Raw genomic sequence first — 17316 nt, 5'->3', positions numbered from 1 at the left:
GAGCAGTTGTGAGCTGCAACCCAAAACCTAAAACCTAAAACCTTGAACATTACATGGAAAATAGGGTTGTCATTACCGGAATGGGAATTTATTCCTGCATCGGAACTTCTTTGGAAGAAGTAAAAGAATCTTTATTTCAGGGAAAATCCGGAATTCATTTAGTAGACGAAAGAAAAGAATTTGGTTTCAGATCGGGATTAACGGGCGTGGTTCCGAAGCCGGATCTCAAAAATCTTCTCAGCCGCAGACAGCGCGTAAGCATGGGCGAAGAAAGCGAATATGCTTATATCGCAACGCTTGATGCTTTACAACAGGCAAATATAGATCAGGATTTTTTAGACAAGAACGAAGTCGGAATTTTATACGGAAACGACAGTGTTTCCAAGGCGGTAGTAGAATCGATCGATATTGCGAGAGAGAAAAAAGATACAACGTTAATGGGTTCAGGAGCTATTTTTAAATCCATGAACTCTACCGTTACCATGAACCTTTCGACCATTTTTAAACTGAGAGGAATCAATTTAACCATCAGTGCAGCCTGTGCAAGCGGTTCTCACTCTTTGGGACTGGCTTACATGATGATTAAAAACGGTTTTCAGGAGATGATTATTTGCGGAGGAGCACAGGAAACCAATAAATATTCAATGGCGAGCTTTGACGGTTTGGGCGTTTTCTCAGTACGGGAAAATGAACCCACAAAAGCATCAAGACCTTTTGATAAAGACAGAGACGGATTAATTCCGAGTGGAGGGGCCGCAACTTTAATTGTTGAAAGCTTAGAATCTGCCCAAAAAAGAGGAGCCAATATCATCGCGGAAATTGTCGGGTATGGATTTTCTTCCAACGGAGGACATATTTCCACTCCAAATGTAGACGGACCGGCTTTAGCAATGGATCGCGCTTTGAAACAATCCGGATTATCGGCAAAAGATATTGATTATATTAATGCTCATGCGACGTCTACACCAATTGGTGATGCCAATGAAGCAAAAGCAATTTACGAAATTTTCGGAAGCGAAGTTCCGGTAAGTTCAACAAAATCCATGACCGGTCACGAATGCTGGATGGCAGGTGCGAGTGAAGTTATTTATTCTATTCTGATGATGCAGAATGATTTCGTAGCCCCGAATATCAATCTGGAAAATCCTGATGATGAGGCGAAAAGGATAAATTTGGTTGCTGAAACAAAAAGTCAAAAAATTGATGTATTTTTGTCGAATTCTTTCGGATTTGGGGGAACCAACTCCGCATTAATTGTAAAAAAATTTAATTAAAAACATGGAAAGGGAAAAAATTGTTGCTGTTGCCAACGACTTTTTAATCAACGAATTTGAAGTAGACGGCGATGAAATAAGCAATGATGCAAACTTTAAAAAAACGTTAGGCTTAGACAGCTTAGATTATATTGATCTTGTGGTAGTTATCGAATCTAATTTCGGAGTGAAATTAGGCGAAGCAGATTTCAAGAACATCGTTACTTTTGACGACTTTTATACCGTGATCGAAAATAAGATTACTGAAAAAAGTGTATAATCGATTTTGCTTCTTTGTTGAGTAAAACGCTCTTGCGAACTTAAAAAACAGGTACTAGTTAAAAAATTCTTGCGAACTTTGCGTTAAGAACAAAAAATATGAACAAATGGAAAGGTAAATCTAAAGGGACGATTCTGGGCTATAAAATTTTCGTCTGGTGCATTAGAAATATCGGGATCAGAAGTTCATATGTGGTGCTTTACTTTGTTGCGTTCTATTATTTTTTGTTCGAAAAAAACAGCAACAAGTACTACCGTTATTATTTTTCAGAAAGACTGAAGTATGGCTTCTGGAAAACAAAAATTTCTTTATTCAAAAGCTATTTCACTTTCGGAACCGTGCTTATTGATAAAACTGCTATTTCAGCAGGATTGCGCGATAAATATACCTACGAATTTGATGGCATCGAAAACCTCAGAAATCTTTTAGCCGAAAAAAAAGGAGGAGTTCTCATCAGTGCGCACATCGGGAATTTTGAAATTGCCGAACATTTCTTTGCCGATATCGATTTCGACTGTCAGATCAACTTAGTAACAACAGATCAGGAAGTTACAGTCATCAAAGAATACCTTGAAAGTGTTTCCGTAAAAGCGAGCAGCATTAAATTCATCTACGTGAAAGAAGATATGTCTCATATTTTCGACATCAATGAAGCCTTGTCTAAAAACGAGCTCATTTGCTTTACAGGAGACCGTTATTTTGAAGGTTCTAAATTTTTAGAGGGCGAATTGCTGGGTAAAACAGCGAAATTTCCTGCAGGACCTTTTCTCATTGCTTCCAGATTAGGCGTTCCGGTCGTGTATGTGTATGTGATGAAAGAAAAAAATCTGCATTATCACCTGTACGCAAGAGTTGCCGAAAACGTCAAAAAACGAGATGCACAGGGACTTTTGAATTCCTATACCCAAAATCTCGAATCCATGATCCGAAAATATCCGCTTCAATGGTTCAATTATTTTGATTTTTGGGACGATATTAATTAAATTTAAATATTTTTAGGGCAGCTTTTCCGTCTTCCGCTCTCAATCTTTTTTCGCTTTCGCAAAAAAAGGATTTCCGCTCAAGCCGGGCTGCAAATAATTCAACATAAAGCCTTGTCAAGGCTTCGAAAAACTGATAAAATTAATCTCCTTGAAAAAAGAATTTGACATACTCGTCATCGGCAGCGGATTGGGCGGTCTTGTTTCAGCGCTTGTTCTGGCGAAGGAAGGCTTGAAGGTATGTGTTTTGGAGAAAAATAATCAGTATGGTGGAAATTTACAGACCTTTTCCCGCGACAAGCTCATCTTCGATACCGGAGTTCACTATCTAGGCGGACTTTCCAAAGGGCAGAACCTTCATCAGTATTTTTCCTATCTGGGAATTATGGACGAACTTCAGCTTCATAAGATGGACGAGAACGGCTACGACAAAATCACTTTCGGAGACGATGAAACCGAATATCCTCACGCACAAGGCTACAGGAATTTTGTTGAACAGTTATCAAAATACTTTCCCGAAGAAAAAGACAATTTAGAAGACTATTGTGAAGAAATTCAGAGAGTTTGCAGTCAGTTTCCCAGATACAATCTTGTGGGAAAAGACAATTATAACGAGGAAATTCTTCACTTAAATACCAAAAGATTTATTGAATCTTTAACCTCGAATAAAAAGCTGCAGTCAGTTTTATTGGGTTCTAATTTTTTATACGCAGGAGATTCTGAAAACGTTCCGTTTTATGTCCATGCACTTACTGTAAATTCTTATATTCAAAGTGCTTACAAATGCATAAAAGGAGGAAGCCAGATTTCAAAACTGCTGATTCGCAGGCTTCGTGAATATGGAGCAGAAGTACACAAACATGCTGAAGTTTCCGAATTTATTTTTAATGAAAACAATATTTTATCAGGATTAAAAACTTCAGGAGGAAAGGAATATTTTGCGAAAAAATTCATCTCAAATATTGAAATTCGCACAACCCTGAAACTTCTTGGTGAAGAAAGGCTTAAAAAATCATTTGTCAACAGAATTGTAAGCTGGGAACCGGTTCCGTCATGTTTCAGTGTTTATCTCGTGATGAAACCGCAATCTTTTCAGAATTTTAATTATAATATTTACCATTTTGCCAATGAGGAAATGGTCTGGAATGCCCATCGTTATCAAAAAGAAAAATGGCCTGAAACGTATATGCTTTCTTCAACAGAGTCAAAACATAATCCCGGTTTTGCAGAAAGTCTTACCGCTATTTCCTACATGGATTTTCAGGAAGTGGAAGAGTGGAAAGAAACCTTTAACACTGTTGCAGACGAAAACGAAAGAGGAGCGTTGTATGAAAAATTCAAGCTTGAAAAAGCTGAAAAAATGATCGATGCTTTAGAAAAGAAATTCCCTGATTTAAGAAAATCGGTTAAGCGTTTTTATACCTCTTCACCGCTGTCTTATCGCGATTATATCGGAAGTTTTAACGGAAATATGTACGGCTACATGAAAAGTTCCGAAAATCCTCTGAAAACAATGGTTTCTCCACGCACAAAAATCGACAATCTCTTTCTTACGGGACAATCCGTCAATATGCACGGAATTTTGGGCTGTACGATCGGCGCATTCAATACCTGTGCAGAAATTCTCGGAAAAGAGCTTATTGATGAAAGATTAACACAACTGATTAATAAAAATAAAGGTGAAAAATAGCGAAAATGATATACCGTTTGTTGTCATCCGGAACGAAATGAAATGGAGTGAAAAATCTAAATTGTTTTTTTTGAGATTCTTCCTTCGCCAGAATGACAAGATTCAATGTTTTCGAAATAGCGGATCTCTAATCTTAATTTTTCTCAGTCTAAACCTTATCCTTTTCCTCAACTCTTGCGGAATAAGAAAATCCATCAAACATATTCCCGATATAAAACAATATTCGCTTGATGTTCCGAAGGTTAACAAAATCAACGATTCCACTTTTAGTTTTAATCAGAATTATTTAACAAAAAATAAGCAGCAGCTCTGGGAATTGTATATCAAAGGAAATCCTTTGCAGTTGGGGTACAATAACGGAGCTTTAACGCAAAGTCTGATGCAGAAACAGGAAGAAATTTTCTTTTCCAAAATTGAAGGATTTGTCCCGTCTAAGTTTAAGCAAAACTTACTGAGAGGTTTCCTGAAATGGTATAACCGGAAAATGTATCTCAATGTAAGGGAAGATTTTCAGGCAGAAATCTATGGAATGTCTCAATATTCTTCGGATCAATACAATTTCATCGCGCCAAAGTTTCTGCGAAGTATGTATTTGCACGGAGCGCACGACATTGGTCATGCCATGCAGGATTTAATGATGGTGGGTTGCACTTCTCTTGCGGTCTGGAATGAAAATACGGAGGACGGTGATTTATTGATTGGAAGAAATTTCGACTTTTACGTAGGAGATGATTTTGCTAAAAATAAGATCATAGAATTCGTTCAGCCGGAAGACGGAATTCCGTATCTTTCTGTGACATGGGCGGGAATGGTCGGCGTAGTTTCGGGCATGAACAAAGAGGGAATTACCGTTACCATTAATGCCGGAAAATCTAAAATTCCATTGGCTGCAAAAACACCAATTTCATTGGTAACAAGGGAAATTTTACAATATGCCAGAACCATTGATGAAGCGATTGTCATAGCAAAAAAGAGAAAAGTTTTCGTTTCGGAATCTATTCTGGTCGGAAGTGCGAATGATAAAAATGCAGTGATTATTGAGGTTTCACCCAATAATTTCGGGGTGTATGAAGTGAAAAATACAAGCCGTGTTTTTTGTACCAATCATTTCCAGTCGGAGGCTTATAAAAATGATAAAAGGAATCTAAAACATATTGCGGAAAGCCATTCAGAATACCGCTACGAAAAGCTGCAGGAACTTTTAGATGAAAATAAAAAGCTCAATCCCGAAAAAATGGCTGCGATTTTAAGGGACAAATCCGGCTTGAAAGGAGAGAAGATCGGGTTTGGAAACGAAAAAGCCATCAATCAGCTTATTGCGCATCATGCTGTAATTTTTGCACTCCAGAAAAAACTGGTATGGGTTTCTGCAAATCCTTATCAGTTGGGAGAATTTGTCTGTTATGATCTTAATGAAATTTTTTCGGATAAAAGATTAAAAAGCGGTGCGTTTGCAAAATCTGAACTGAATATTGCAAAAGATCCTTTCCTCAACTCTCCGGAATTTAAAAATTACGAACAGTACAAAATGATGAGTGAAGAAGTGGAAAAGGGAATTGAAGGAGATGTTTTGCTTACCGACGATTTTCTGCCCCGTTATCAATCTCTAAATCCGGATTTCTGGCTTGTTTATTATCATGCCGGGAAATATTATTATAGTCAGAAAGAATATGCAAAAGCAAAAACAGAATTTGAAAAGGCTTTAACCAAAGAAATTACCACGGTTCCGGATAGAGAAAATGTGGAGAAATATCTGAGAAAGGCAGTGAAAAAACTGAAATAGAGAGTTTAATCTGTATCAGGACTTACTTTATTCAGGAAAAGAAAAGTTGCTACCCCTAAAATTGCAGAGGCTGAAGTTGCCAGAATAAAACTTCCGATAACGTACTGCAAAAGATTATTTTTCACCAAATCAAAATTTAATTCCTGACTGAAAATATTGCTGTCTCCATGTACAAAAGGAGAACCTAAAAACAGGGATGCCGCAATGATAAACGGAATAAAAGGCGGTAAACTTACATTGGATGCAAAAAAGGCAAGCACTTTATTCAGTTTGAATAATACAGCCAGAGAAATTACAATCAGCGTATGAAATCCCCAGAACGGAGAAAAGCCAACAAAAACGCCCAGAGCAATCGAAAAAGCTTTAATTCTGTTGCTTCCGTCACTTTCCAGAACATCTTCTTTTATGAATCTTTTAATGCTTTTTTTTTTGAAATTATTCACGAAGTTTCGCGGAATAATATAAAGTAAAGTAATGGTAACCAGAATAGTATTCAGAATACTGATCCTCGTAAAATCTTTAAACGGCCTGAAATGAGAAACTCTTTCCGCGGGATCGTAAAGAACCTTCACCGGAACATTTTTAACCGGAACGTGTCTCCACGCTGTTCTCACAATGATTTCAATTTCAAATTCAAACTTTGGTGTAAAATATTTCTTGGGAATTTTGTGTAAAGGATATAATCGATAACCGGATTGGGTGTCTTCAAGCTTGATTCCCGTTTCAAACCAGAACCAGAAATTAGAGAAACGGTTTCCGAAACTGCTTTTCTTGGGAATTCCGTCCTGCGACATATTTCGGTTCCCAATCAATAAAACATCTTCCTTTTCATTCAGCAAAGCCTCCACAAAAACAGGAATATCATCCGGATAATGCTGTCCGTCGGAATCAATCGTGATTGCATAATTGTAGCCCAGTTCTTTAGCCTTTCTAAAGCCAATTTTTAAACCATTTCCTTTTCCTTTGTTCTCCAGTAAATCAATAACTTCGATCTGCGAATAACTTCTTAAAATCTCTTTCGTAGAATCTGTAGAACCGTCATTTACAACAATAATGTCTTCCGTATAATCCAGAACACCGTCGATTACTCTTTTCAGAGTTTTTTCATTGTTATAAGTAGGAATTAAAACACAAATTTTCTTTTCAGAGATTGCATTTCGTACTTCAGAAAGATTCATGTAAATGATTGATTAATAATGTTTTATTTAAAATTTGACTTTTCAGTCTCCGTCATGGTTTTAGACTGTGCTGCAAATTTTTTAATATAACTTTTTAAAGCTGAATTTTGTTTGCTGTAACTATTGATGAGAAATACCTTATCATCTTTAAGACTTCCTCTGTAACCTACAATTTTCGGAATGTTTTCCTGAACACTCATGCGGATCAGTCTTAATTCAGCATTATTCGGATTGCTTTTAATAACGGCTTCAAGGTTGGTTGCTCCGGATTTTACCAAAGCTTTTCTGTTGTTTTTGGAAATTTTTGCCTCCATAATCTGCGCCGCCGCTTTATATCCCTGAATTGCCGCATCCGATCCCGAAGTTTTTTCGGCTAAACTGATGAACGCTTCTGTATTGGCATTAGAGCTGCTTGCTTTGGCATAACTTTCTCTCAGAGATTCAAGACCCGACTGAAAAAAAAGTATAAAAGCGGTGATGAACGAAAAAATTAATTTCATTTTGTCAATTTTTGATAATTTACCGACATTTTTAATGCAATAGTCTCGCCAAAAGAAGTCGTGTTCTTTACTTTTACATCTTGTTCATTTTCAGTAATATCAAGCTGGATTTTAAGATCGGGCGTTTCAAAAGGATTAATGATTGCCATAAACTTTACATTCGATGCTGTTTTTAAAAATAATGAAGATCCGGTGAATTCTTCCGTAAGTTCCTTCACGATCTGCATCATACAAACTCCCGGTGTTACAGGATTTCCCGGAAAATGTCCCTTAAAAATATCGTGATCTTTATTCAGGGAAATCTGAGCGGTAAAGCTTCCGTTTTCCGTCTTTTCGTAGGATTGTAACGTATAAAAGTCTGTAAGTATTGTCTGCATGATGTATTCTGTTTCAGTTGTTTGAAATCTTTTTCTGAATTTTAAAATTTCAAAAAAATTAATATTTAAACCTTCGCGAAGATATGTTTTTTTGAAAGGAAAAGAAAATGGTTTTGGTCATCAACATCAATTCTATTTCTTAAAATGGAACGTGTAATAACCGCCAATCTGAAAAACCATATTGGAATTGGAAAACAGGAAGGAGGAATTTTCGTGACCCAGCATTGATGCAAAACCTTTTTTAATTCTTACTTCAACCCCCAGATTTTTAAAAATATCATAACCAAGCCCCCCCGAAAAACCAAGATCGAGTCCGGAATTGTTTTCGCCGACAGCCAGATCCAGAAACGGACCGGCAAAAACACTGAAATTTTTGATATAAATTTTGTTTGTAAGCTGTACTCCGATAAAGTTGTAATGCAGTCTTTTTTCCGGAAGAACTCCGTTTTCTGTAGTGTACTGTAAATTGGTTCCCTGTCTGGAATAGTTAACTTCCGGTTGCAAAGCATAACGTTCTGTAAATCTAATGTTTCCCTGTAATCCAATATAAAAATCGGTTACCGTTTTCAGACTTGTGTGAAGTACTTTTTCCGGGTTTTCATCTTCATGGAGATAAAAGGTTTCATTGCTTCGGTTCGTAAGATTGGCAAAATTTATTCCCGCTCTTATTCCGGGATTGAAAGTAACCTGAGCTGATAAAAATCCGGAGATCAGAACCAGCAAGGCAAAAATCTTTGTTTTCATGTAAGGTTATTGGTTTTCGGTGATCTGGAATAGTTTTATATTGATTTTAAAATCTTTATGTTGTAAATTAAGACTGTCTGCAAACGTATTTTTCTTTGCATCAAATGTAAAATCGATCTTTTCCTTCTTGTTTTTCGTGTAAACGATTTGTTTTAACAGATTATTTTCTTTGTTAAAGAATAAATAATACCCTTTTTTGTCCATTTTAGAAAGATAAATTTTTGAATTTTCGTTTTCAAAACTTTCTGTTACCGGATATTTCTGCTTCAGAAGCTGCTGAAAATCATTCCTCAAAAAATTAATTACGATTTTCTTATCCAGATCCGGAAGAACATAATTAAGCTTAAAATCATCCTCAGAAATCTCAAAATCAATCAGTTTATTCCCAAAATCAGAAGTCAGAACCACACGATGTGTTGTTTCGCTGATTTTTTTGATAATTAAAATTCCGCTCACATGATTTTTATAAATATCCATCTGACATTTATACACATAATCTTCTTTGGATGAAAAATATAAATTTTCCACCGTTTTTTCAGAAGACGGAATCGGTTTTGCATCAGTAAGCCTGTATGTTTTGCACGAAGCAAAAATGATGAAAATCAGACTATAAGCTAAATTCCGAAGCTGCAACAGGCGCATTGATCTTGGTGTTTTTGAAAACAATATTCGTGGTATCTCCGGAAGCTTCCGTCATATTAACCTGTGAAACCGTAGATTGATTTTTCGGAAAATGCAGCTCGATCTGCTTGATATATTTTAAAAGCTGAGCAGATTTCGGAGTAAATTTGGCGATATTCGAAGTCGCGTTCTTCAGGTAAGAAACTGAGAATTCCTGATCGCTAAACATCTGTCCGTTTGAGCTTCCGACAATAAGTTTGTTGATTTTTTCAAATGTTTTGCTTTTTGCATCCACTGAAGATTTTTTACCCTGATCATTAATCAATATTTTGTTGTCTTTAAAAACAATGCTGTATTGATAGGGTTTTGTATATTTCCATGCAAGCATATTCGGCGTTTTCAGAGACATTCTTCCGTAGGTGACAATGTTTTTATCCAAAAAATCCATCTTTTTTGTTTGGGTAAAATCTGCTTGTAACGTTTTTATTTCTTTGGTTTCCGATGAAACTTTAGTTACAAATGCTTTCGCTTCCATTGATGACATTGCCGTGTTTTGAGCAAAGACAAAAGTCGAAATTAACAAAAGAGTGCTTAAAGCTATATTTTTAGTCATTGTTTAACGTCTTTAAATTTAACCACAAGGATGACAAGGGTTTCACAAAGGAGACTATTAAAGAATATTTATTAATAATTTTTGTCTTCCTGGTGAAATCCTTTTGGACTTAGTGGTTTTCAAATTTATCAATTTTAAAAGTTGAATAATTTTTCTGTTTCAAAAATACTAATAAATCCTCCAAAACATTGTACGTTTTTTGTGAAGTATCGTGAAGAAGTACAATGCTTCCTTTTTTTAAATTTTTCGTTACTTTCTGGTATATTTTTTTTTCATCTTCCGTAATCGTATCAAGAGAACGGACGTTCCATCCGATGCTTTTTTTGCCGGTTTTTTTGATGGCTTTGGCAATATTCGGATTGGTCACTCCGAAAGGCGGTCTGTACAAATTCGTCTTTATATTTGCGGTGTTCAGCATGACTTCATCACATTTTTCAATTTCTTCCGTCATTTTTGATGTCGATAAAAAACCGGTGTTGTTGGAGTGCGATAAAGTATGATTTCCAACGGTATGACCTTCCGCAATGATTCGTTGAAAAGTTTCAGGATATTTTTCAATCTGTTTTCCGATACAGAAAAAGGTTGCTTTTACCTCGTTTTCTTTTAAAAGATCTAAAAATTTTGGGGTGAATTCAGTCGGACCGTCATCAAAAGTCAGCGCTACTTCTCTGATTTTCGTTCTTTTATGGGTAATGCTGTTGACAAAATATCCCAGTTCAATATCGAAAGAACCCCAGATTACAAGGGCAGAAAACAGCAAAAAACAAAACAGATACACCCAAAAACTTCCTTGAAACGCAAAAATAAAAACGTTGCAGAAAAGATAAAATAGGATAAATAAATAATGTTTCATCTTTTATTGTTTTTGAATTGTTGGTTTAAAATATTCACAATCTGTATCCATGCTGTCATTCTGAATGAAGCTAAGCGGAATGAAGAGCTTTAACTCTAAACCTCCCAGGTTTTTAAAACCTGGGAGGTTTTAATTTTAAGCTTTCCCCAACGAAACCAAGCTATGTTTATTTCCTCTTCAATACTTGTAAAGCAATATTTGTTCTACTTTATTTTTTAAGTTCTAAACCTCACAGGTTTTAAAAACCTGTGAGGTTTTAATTTTATGCTTTCCCAACAAAATCAGACAGCGATTATTTTCTTTTAAATACTTGTAAAGCAAGATTTGTTCTACTTTTTTAAGTTCCAAACCTCACAGGTTTTAAAAACCTGTGAGGTTTTAATTTTAAGCTTTCCCCAACAAAACCAGACTGTGATCATTTCCTCCTAAATGATTGTAAAGCAGAATATTTTTAATTTCTTCTTGTTTAAGATCGTTAATCATCATCACTTCCGGAATCTCCTGATTTTTAAGAATATGACAAGCCATAAACGTCGAAAAACTACTCGCCGTATTAAATTCTCCGCTTAAATGTTTGTAATACAGCAAAGCCGAATTTTCAAACAGACCCATTGCATTTTTATAATAAATATCCGATTCTGAATCTCCGCTGAAACCTAAAATAACCGCATCGATATCATTATTCGTTAAATTATTTTTAGCCAGAAAATCTTCAATAAACTGCTGAGTTTCTTCTAAATCTAATTTGTTAGTGATCTGAATATCCGTTAATTGAGCATAAGAGCTTTCTGTTTTTTCCTTTCCTAAGACAAAAAAACTGGCACCTTCTCCCCAAATGACACCTTCTGTTTCAGAATTCAGAAAATCAACGGGAAGATTTTCTTCTTTTTTAATGGTTTTGTTTAATTTGTACAGTTCCATTACTCTTTCGGTCTGTTCGTCGGTGGAACCCACCAAAACGTTTTCAGCTTCACCATCATTGATTTGTAATTTTCCATCCAAAAATGAAAATTCCAGAGATGAGGAAGTATTCACATAGGTGAAATTGTACGCATGACACTGCAATCCTAGAGCGATTTGTCCTGCAACTGTATTATGAGTAGACTGAATAAAATAAGTCGGAGTCAGAAACTCTTCATGATTATCCAGAACATTTTTCAGAAACTTTTCCGAATCCTGAGAACAGCCCATTCCGGTTCCTGTGATGATCGCATCTGGGTTTTCAATTCCTGCTTCTTTTAAAGCGTATTGAGAAGCTACGGAACTCATTTTTACCGTTTTAGACATTCTTCTGCTTGCTGCTGGCGGAATGAATTCCTTGTAATTGGGTTCAATAGCTTTTAAAACCTGAATTGAATTTTCAGGCTTGAGATTCCGGAAAAAATTTTCATTTAAAGTGTCCTGAGCTGAAATACAGGCTGCACTGTTGATGTAAACGGCACTCATGATTTTGAGAAAATTAAAGTGGAACAATTTCCTCCAAAACCAAACGAATTGGAAAGAACGTGATTGATGTTTTTCTCTTTAAGCTCCGTTACAGGCGTTAAATCAAACTCTGCCATTTTTGTTTTAAAGTTCAGATTCGGGAAAATGATATTATTTTGAATCGCCAAAAGAGAATACACGGCTTCAATTCCTGCCGCCGCAGCGAGCGTATGACCGGTAAACGCTTTTGTAGAACTGAATTCCGGAACATTGTTTTCCCCGAAAATCCGGATCATCGCAATTCCTTCCGATAAATCGTTATTGGGCGTTGCCGTTCCGTGAACGTTGATGTAATCGATGTTTTCTTTATCTAAGCCCGAAACTTTTAATGCCTTTTCCATCGCTAAATAAGCTCCCTGTCCGTTTTCCGAAGAAGCAGTTTGGTGATGTGCATCATTGGCATTTCCGTATCCTGAAAGATATCCTAAGATTTTTTTATTTTCTTTTTTTACGACTTCATCCGATTCCAGAACGATAAAAGCGGCAGCTTCACCCAGATTCAGACCTTTTCTGTCGTTGTCGAAAGGCGTATTGTAAGAATCTGTAAGAATCATCAACGTATTGAAACCGTTCAAAGTAAATTTTGAAAGAGAATCTGTTCCGCCGACAATTACACGGTCTAAAACGCCGTTTTTAATCAGTTTTGCCCCCATCATAATAGCGTTTGCTGCCGATGAGCAGGCTGTACTGATGGTGGAAATCATACCTTTTAATCCAAGATAATCTGCAATTAGGAAGGATGAATTTCCTGCGTCGTGTGAGTCAATGTATTTTTGCTTTTCAGGAAAATCTTCGTAGGAATAGAAATATTTTTCGGTAACATCCATTCCGCCAACACTGGTTGAAGAAATCAGTCCCGTTTTATATTCATTAATATCCGAAATTCCGGCACTTTCTACGGCTTCTTTCGCAGCCATCATCCCCAAAAGAGCGGTTCTCGTTGCATGATGATCTTCCTGAAGCTGAAGTTTTGCGGCAAGTTCCTTATTAGACAATTTGATTTCGCCTGTTTTGATATTTCCTTTATGGCGCGTTTCAAACAAAGTAATGTCTGAAATACCGTGCTTTCCGGAAGTCAGCGAACTCAGATTTTCCTCTACATTGTTTCCAATGGCGGAAATGATGCCCATTCCTGTTATGGCAATTTTTTGACCCATCTTTACAAAATGTATCAATGTATCAGTTTAACAGCATAACAATATTGGTACATTGCTAAATTGATACATTGTTAGATTGAATTATTTTGTTCTGTTTTCTTCAATGAATTTTGCCATGGTTTCGATGGACGTAAAAATCTCCTTTCCTTTTTTCGGATCGGCTAATTTTATTCCGTATTCTTTATCCAAAAGCACGATCAGCTCCAGAGCGTCAATAGAATCCAAACCAAGACCTCCTCCAAATAAAGGATCTGTGTCTTTGATTTCTTCTACTGCAACGTCTTCTAAATTAAGAACTTCGATGATTTTGTGTTTTAATTCTTCTCTTAAGTTTTCCATAAAATTAATTTGAAAATATGTTAATGAGACAATTTGAAAATGTATTAAATGTTATGCCTTATTGATATGATTTTACATTTTCAAATCAGCACATTTTCAAATTATCAAATTTATAATGTCAGCAAATATACAAAAGCTTTGTAACTTTCCTGATATAGTTCTACCCAGCCGCACAATACTTTATCTGCCTTTCCTGACTCTAAAAGCTGTGCTGAATAATTGTTTAAAAATTCTTCATCCAATTCATCCAAAACAAAAAACGCATTTTCGGTCTGCATTTTGTGTCTGATGCTGATTTCGCCCACGCAGATATTCGGTAAAGTATACACAAAAACCGCAGGACTCGGAAAGTAGTTTTCCTGAGAATTGATGCTTTCCTGATATTTGAAATCTGTGTCTAAACTTGATGATCTGTTCGCAAAAACCAAAGCCGTTCTGCTGTGATCTTCATCTTTTAAAATCATTTCAGAAACAAGAAATGCGAGTTTGCTTAAGTTATCCATTTTATGAAATTTCGGATAATTCAGCGCTAAACTTTTATAAGCTTCTTTCGCAAAGTCTGAAAAATTTTCAGTTTGGGTTTCAAAAATAACCTCGTTGTTGAGAACTATTTTTGAATTTTCTATAGTGCAGATGTCTGTTTTCTTCATGAGTAAGTTTCAAAAAGATTAGGGCTTTTTTGTTGGATTTTGATGGGTATTGAAAACAGCAAAAACAATAATATTATCCCCGATAATTTGATAAATGATCACATAAGGAAACTTCTGAATGTAAGCCTCACGCAAGTTTCCTTTTTTTAAGGGAAAGTGAAATGGATGATTTTGAATTCTTAAAAAATAAGATTCAACTTTTTGTATAAATTTTTCACCAAGTCCGGTCTGTTGATTTTCGTACCAAAGAGTTGCTTCTAACAAATCATTTTCAGCATTCGGAGATAAAGAAAAGTGGTAAATCATAATTTTTTCATCAATCTTTCTTTCAACTCTTCCCAGCTCGATGTTTTTACTTCTCCTTTCATATATTTTTCACGTTCTTCTTCAATCCGATCATAAATATAATCAGGAACTTGCGGATAATCTAAAGATTCTAATTCTTGATCTCCCTCTTCAGCATCAATAATTCCTTTGAAAATGCGCAAAATTCTTTCATCTGCAATATCAATGAATTCGTGAATTCTTTTTCTGATGTCTACTGTAGATTCCATTTCCTAAAACTTTAATTTTATAAAATTACAAAATTATTTCTAGCATTTTTCCAAAACAATCGCGGCATTGCATCCTCCAAAACCGGAAGCTGTTTTCAGAATATATTTAATTTCTGCGGATTGGTTTTCTCTGATAATATTCAAAGGTTGGGAAGTTCCTGTTTCTTTAAAGTTTTTAGAGGGAATTAAAGTTTTATTCAAAGCACTTTCCATGGAAATGATACTTTCCAGCAATCCCGATGCGCCCAAACAGTGCCCATAATACGCTTTTAAACTGTTTAGAGGGATATTTTGTAAATTCATTCTGTTGAAAGCAATGGCTTCCATTTCATCGTTATAGATCGTCGCCGTTCCGTGTGCAGAGATGAAGTCTATTTTTTCTGCTGAAAGCTGAGCTTCTGTCATTGCGTTGTTGATGCTTGCAAATAATCCGTCTCCTGTTCTCGAAGGTCCGGAAATATGGTTTGCATCATTGATGGCAGAATCTCCCAGAATTTTAAAACTAAAATTTTCGTTTTCATCCGGTGTTGAAGTAATGTATACTGCCGCTGCCGCTTCGCCGATATTGATTCCGTCACGGTTTTTATCGTAAGGCTTACAAATCTCGGTTCCGATTGCCTGAAAAGAATTGAACCCTGAAATCACAAATTCTGAAATTTCGTCTCCGGCAACAACAAAAGCATCTTTATATTTTCCTGCCAAAATCATATTTTTGGCAACACTTATTGCCATTACTCCCGAAACACAGGCGTTGGAAACCACAATGGGCTTTGTTTGAAATCCGAAAAAATCAGCCAGTTTTTGTGCTAAATTGGAAAGAAAAACGCTTTCCGGTAATGTTTCCTGATTTTTTAATAAGCTGATATTTCCTTTTGTGGTAGATAAAATAAAAGCGGTTTCTTCTGAAATCGGGTGTCTTTCAACCAAAGGTTTTAAACTCAGCAAAAACATTTTTTCAAGCCTTGTAAAGTTCACGTTGTCACTGGCTAAATGCCGAATCACGGATTTGTATGTGGAGTCGAAGAATCTGTTAAATTCTTCATCTAATTTTTCAGAATCAATCATCGAAGCATAAAAAGGCTCCTGATTTTCGATGATTTTATGTAAACCTACACCGGATTTTCCTTCAACAAGAGCATTCCAGTTTGAAGAAACATCAAAACCCAAAGGTGTGATGCAGTTGTAGTCTGTAATGTAAACTTCTTTCTTCATCAGAGTCCCATTTTATCTTTCCATTCCTGAAAAAACTCAGGATTATACAGGCATAAATTGTTGTCAGAATCCAGAAAAACCTGAATGGTTTCCCCTGAACAGACCAATTTATCTTCTTCGTTAAAAAGCTCGTATTTATAAATCAATTTCGCAGAATTTGAATTGACGAAAGTTGTGACAATCCTGAACGTTTCGCCATATTTTAAAGGCAGAAAATGTTCGCAGGTGCTTTTTACAATCGGAGTTACAAATCCTGCTTTTTGGATATCAAGATAAGTCAAACCGTGCTGTCTTCCAAAAGCTTCTCTTCCGTCCTCGAAATAAACAATATAATGTCCGTGCCACACAATTCCCAAAGGATCTGTTTCGTTGAATCTTACTCGGACTTGTTCTGTACAAGTTAAATTTTCTTTAGACTGCATTTTGTTTTCTTTTTTTACCACAAAGGTCACAAAGGTTTTCACAAGGTTCACAAAATAATTTCTTTTTCTCTCTGAAAAACTTATGTTTTTCGTGGTTAGTAAACTTCTAAGAACACAAAGTTATATACAATGTTCACAATGAATATTCTAAATTTTATATCGTTCCGTTGATTAATCTTTTAACCCCATTTTTAAATAAAACCGAGTTAAAATTAATTAATAACCCCAATTTACAATTGCTTAATTTTAAATACGTTAAAACTTGAGCAATATGAATTTCATTTAATGATTCTACGGATTTTATTTCAACAACAACTTTTCTCTCAACCAATAAATCAATCCTATAACCAATGTCAAGTTTTATGTCATCATAAATTAGTGGCATTGGTTTCTGTTTTTCTATCAGTAATCCGGATTTCTGTAACTCATAGTACAGACATTCTTCGTATGCGCTTTCTAAAAGTCCGGCTCCAAGTCGGCGATGAACTTTTAATCCTGCATCAAAGATAACTTTTGAAACTTCATTTTCATTCATATCATTTTGTGTTTTATAATTATTTTTACCACAAAGGTCACAATAGTTTCCACAAGGGACACAAAATAAATGCCTGAGCTCTTTGTGAAG

General features: G+C 35.7%; 21 protein-coding genes. 5 read left to right on the top strand and 16 right to left on the bottom strand.

Annotated features, from left to right (window positions below; genetic code table 11):
* The first annotated feature begins 53 nt into the window (after positions 1 to 53).
* The 5 genes from WFH39_RS15710 (at position 54) to WFH39_RS15690 (ending at position 5986) form a co-directional block, all read left to right on the top strand.
* The gene (locus tag WFH39_RS15710; RefSeq protein ID WP_336690557.1) at positions 54 to 1274 is read left to right on the top strand and encodes a beta-ketoacyl-[acyl-carrier-protein] synthase family protein; all 1221 of its coding nucleotides are present in this window, start codon (positions 54 to 56) and stop codon (positions 1272 to 1274) included.
* A 4-nt stretch (positions 1275 to 1278) separates the two neighbouring features.
* On the top strand, positions 1279 to 1533 hold the full coding sequence (locus WFH39_RS15705; protein ID WP_336690555.1) for an acyl carrier protein: 255 nt from the start codon (positions 1279 to 1281) through the stop codon (positions 1531 to 1533).
* Between the two features lie 98 nt (positions 1534 to 1631).
* A complete protein-coding gene (locus WFH39_RS15700) occupies positions 1632 to 2516 on the top strand; it encodes an LpxL/LpxP family acyltransferase (RefSeq protein WP_336690554.1) in 885 nt (294 codons plus the stop codon).
* 148 nt (positions 2517 to 2664) lie between these two features.
* Positions 2665 to 4203 carry a phytoene desaturase family protein gene (locus tag WFH39_RS15695; protein WP_336690553.1) on the top strand — a complete coding sequence of 513 codons (1539 nt, stop codon included), beginning with the start codon at positions 2665 to 2667 and terminating at the stop codon, positions 4201 to 4203.
* On the top strand, positions 4193 to 5986 hold the full coding sequence (locus tag WFH39_RS15690) for a C45 family autoproteolytic acyltransferase/hydolase (RefSeq protein ID WP_336690552.1): 1794 nt from the start codon (positions 4193 to 4195) through the stop codon (positions 5984 to 5986). The genes WFH39_RS15695 and WFH39_RS15690 overlap by 11 nt, the downstream gene beginning before the upstream one ends.
* Before the next feature lie 5 nt (positions 5987 to 5991).
* Here the strand turns inward: WFH39_RS15690 and WFH39_RS15685 are convergent, their stop codons facing one another.
* The 16 genes from WFH39_RS15685 to WFH39_RS15610 form a co-directional block, all read right to left on the bottom strand.
* Positions 5992 to 7164 carry a DUF2062 domain-containing protein gene (locus WFH39_RS15685; RefSeq protein WP_336690551.1) on the bottom strand — a complete coding sequence of 391 codons (1173 nt, stop codon included), beginning with the start codon at positions 7162 to 7164 and terminating at the stop codon, positions 5992 to 5994.
* A 23-nt stretch (positions 7165 to 7187) separates the two neighbouring features.
* Positions 7188 to 7664, bottom strand: a complete 477-nt coding sequence (locus WFH39_RS15680; RefSeq protein WP_336690550.1) for a hypothetical protein — start codon at positions 7662 to 7664, stop codon at positions 7188 to 7190.
* Positions 7661 to 8041: a 3-hydroxyacyl-ACP dehydratase gene (locus WFH39_RS15675; protein ID WP_214587525.1), complete on the bottom strand. Its 381-nt coding sequence runs from the start codon at positions 8039 to 8041 to the stop codon at positions 7661 to 7663. Before WFH39_RS15675 ends, WFH39_RS15680 begins: the two co-directional genes overlap by 4 nt.
* Positions 8042 to 8173: 132 nt before the next feature.
* Positions 8174 to 8785 carry a porin family protein gene (locus WFH39_RS15670; protein WP_336690549.1) on the bottom strand — a complete coding sequence of 204 codons (612 nt, stop codon included), beginning with the start codon at positions 8783 to 8785 and terminating at the stop codon, positions 8174 to 8176.
* Positions 8786 to 8791: 6 nt separating this feature from the next.
* Positions 8792 to 9427, bottom strand: coding sequence for a hypothetical protein (locus WFH39_RS15665; protein ID WP_336690548.1), 636 nt, complete (start codon positions 9425 to 9427; stop codon positions 8792 to 8794).
* Positions 9393 to 10019 (bottom strand): LolA family protein, encoded by a 627-nt coding sequence (locus WFH39_RS15660; RefSeq protein ID WP_336690547.1) that lies wholly within the window; start codon positions 10017 to 10019, stop codon positions 9393 to 9395. Before WFH39_RS15660 ends, WFH39_RS15665 begins: the two co-directional genes overlap by 35 nt.
* Positions 10020 to 10128: 109 nt before the next feature.
* Entirely contained in the window at positions 10129 to 10872 is a 744-nt protein-coding gene (locus WFH39_RS15655; protein ID WP_336690546.1) for a polysaccharide deacetylase family protein, read from the bottom strand.
* A 384-nt stretch (positions 10873 to 11256) separates the two neighbouring features.
* The gene (locus WFH39_RS15650) at positions 11257 to 12318 is read right to left on the bottom strand and encodes a beta-ketoacyl synthase N-terminal-like domain-containing protein (RefSeq protein WP_336690545.1); all 1062 of its coding nucleotides are present in this window, start codon (positions 12316 to 12318) and stop codon (positions 11257 to 11259) included.
* Positions 12315 to 13514: a beta-ketoacyl-[acyl-carrier-protein] synthase family protein gene (locus tag WFH39_RS15645; RefSeq protein ID WP_336690544.1), complete on the bottom strand. Its 1200-nt coding sequence runs from the start codon at positions 13512 to 13514 to the stop codon at positions 12315 to 12317. Before WFH39_RS15645 ends, WFH39_RS15650 begins: the two co-directional genes overlap by 4 nt.
* 81 nt (positions 13515 to 13595) lie before the next feature.
* Positions 13596 to 13853 (bottom strand): phosphopantetheine-binding protein, encoded by a 258-nt coding sequence (locus WFH39_RS15640; protein ID WP_076396292.1) that lies wholly within the window; start codon positions 13851 to 13853, stop codon positions 13596 to 13598.
* A 110-nt stretch (positions 13854 to 13963) separates the two neighbouring features.
* The gene (locus WFH39_RS15635; RefSeq protein ID WP_336690543.1) at positions 13964 to 14503 is read right to left on the bottom strand and encodes a 3-oxoacyl-ACP synthase; all 540 of its coding nucleotides are present in this window, start codon (positions 14501 to 14503) and stop codon (positions 13964 to 13966) included.
* 18 nt (positions 14504 to 14521) lie between these two features.
* Entirely contained in the window at positions 14522 to 14809 is a 288-nt protein-coding gene (locus WFH39_RS15630; RefSeq protein WP_336690542.1) for a type II toxin-antitoxin system RelE/ParE family toxin, read from the bottom strand.
* The gene (locus tag WFH39_RS15625; RefSeq protein ID WP_336690541.1) at positions 14806 to 15057 is read right to left on the bottom strand and encodes an addiction module family protein; all 252 of its coding nucleotides are present in this window, start codon (positions 15055 to 15057) and stop codon (positions 14806 to 14808) included. Before WFH39_RS15625 ends, WFH39_RS15630 begins: the two co-directional genes overlap by 4 nt.
* A gap of 39 nt (positions 15058 to 15096) precedes the next feature.
* Positions 15097 to 16269, bottom strand: a complete 1173-nt coding sequence (locus WFH39_RS15620; protein WP_336690540.1) for a beta-ketoacyl synthase N-terminal-like domain-containing protein — start codon at positions 16267 to 16269, stop codon at positions 15097 to 15099.
* Entirely contained in the window at positions 16269 to 16691 is a 423-nt protein-coding gene (locus WFH39_RS15615; protein WP_336690538.1) for an acyl-CoA thioesterase, read from the bottom strand. Before WFH39_RS15615 ends, WFH39_RS15620 begins: the two co-directional genes overlap by 1 nt.
* Before the next feature lie 154 nt (positions 16692 to 16845).
* Entirely contained in the window at positions 16846 to 17226 is a 381-nt protein-coding gene (locus WFH39_RS15610) for a GxxExxY protein (protein WP_336690537.1), read from the bottom strand.
* Between the last annotated feature and the right edge of the window lie 90 nt (positions 17227 to 17316).

The organism is Chryseobacterium sp. MMO-72, from assembly GCF_037146035.1.
Lineage (GTDB): Bacteria > Bacteroidota > Bacteroidia > Flavobacteriales > Weeksellaceae > Chryseobacterium > Chryseobacterium indicum.
This window is presented reverse-complemented; position numbering and strand designations above follow the sequence as displayed.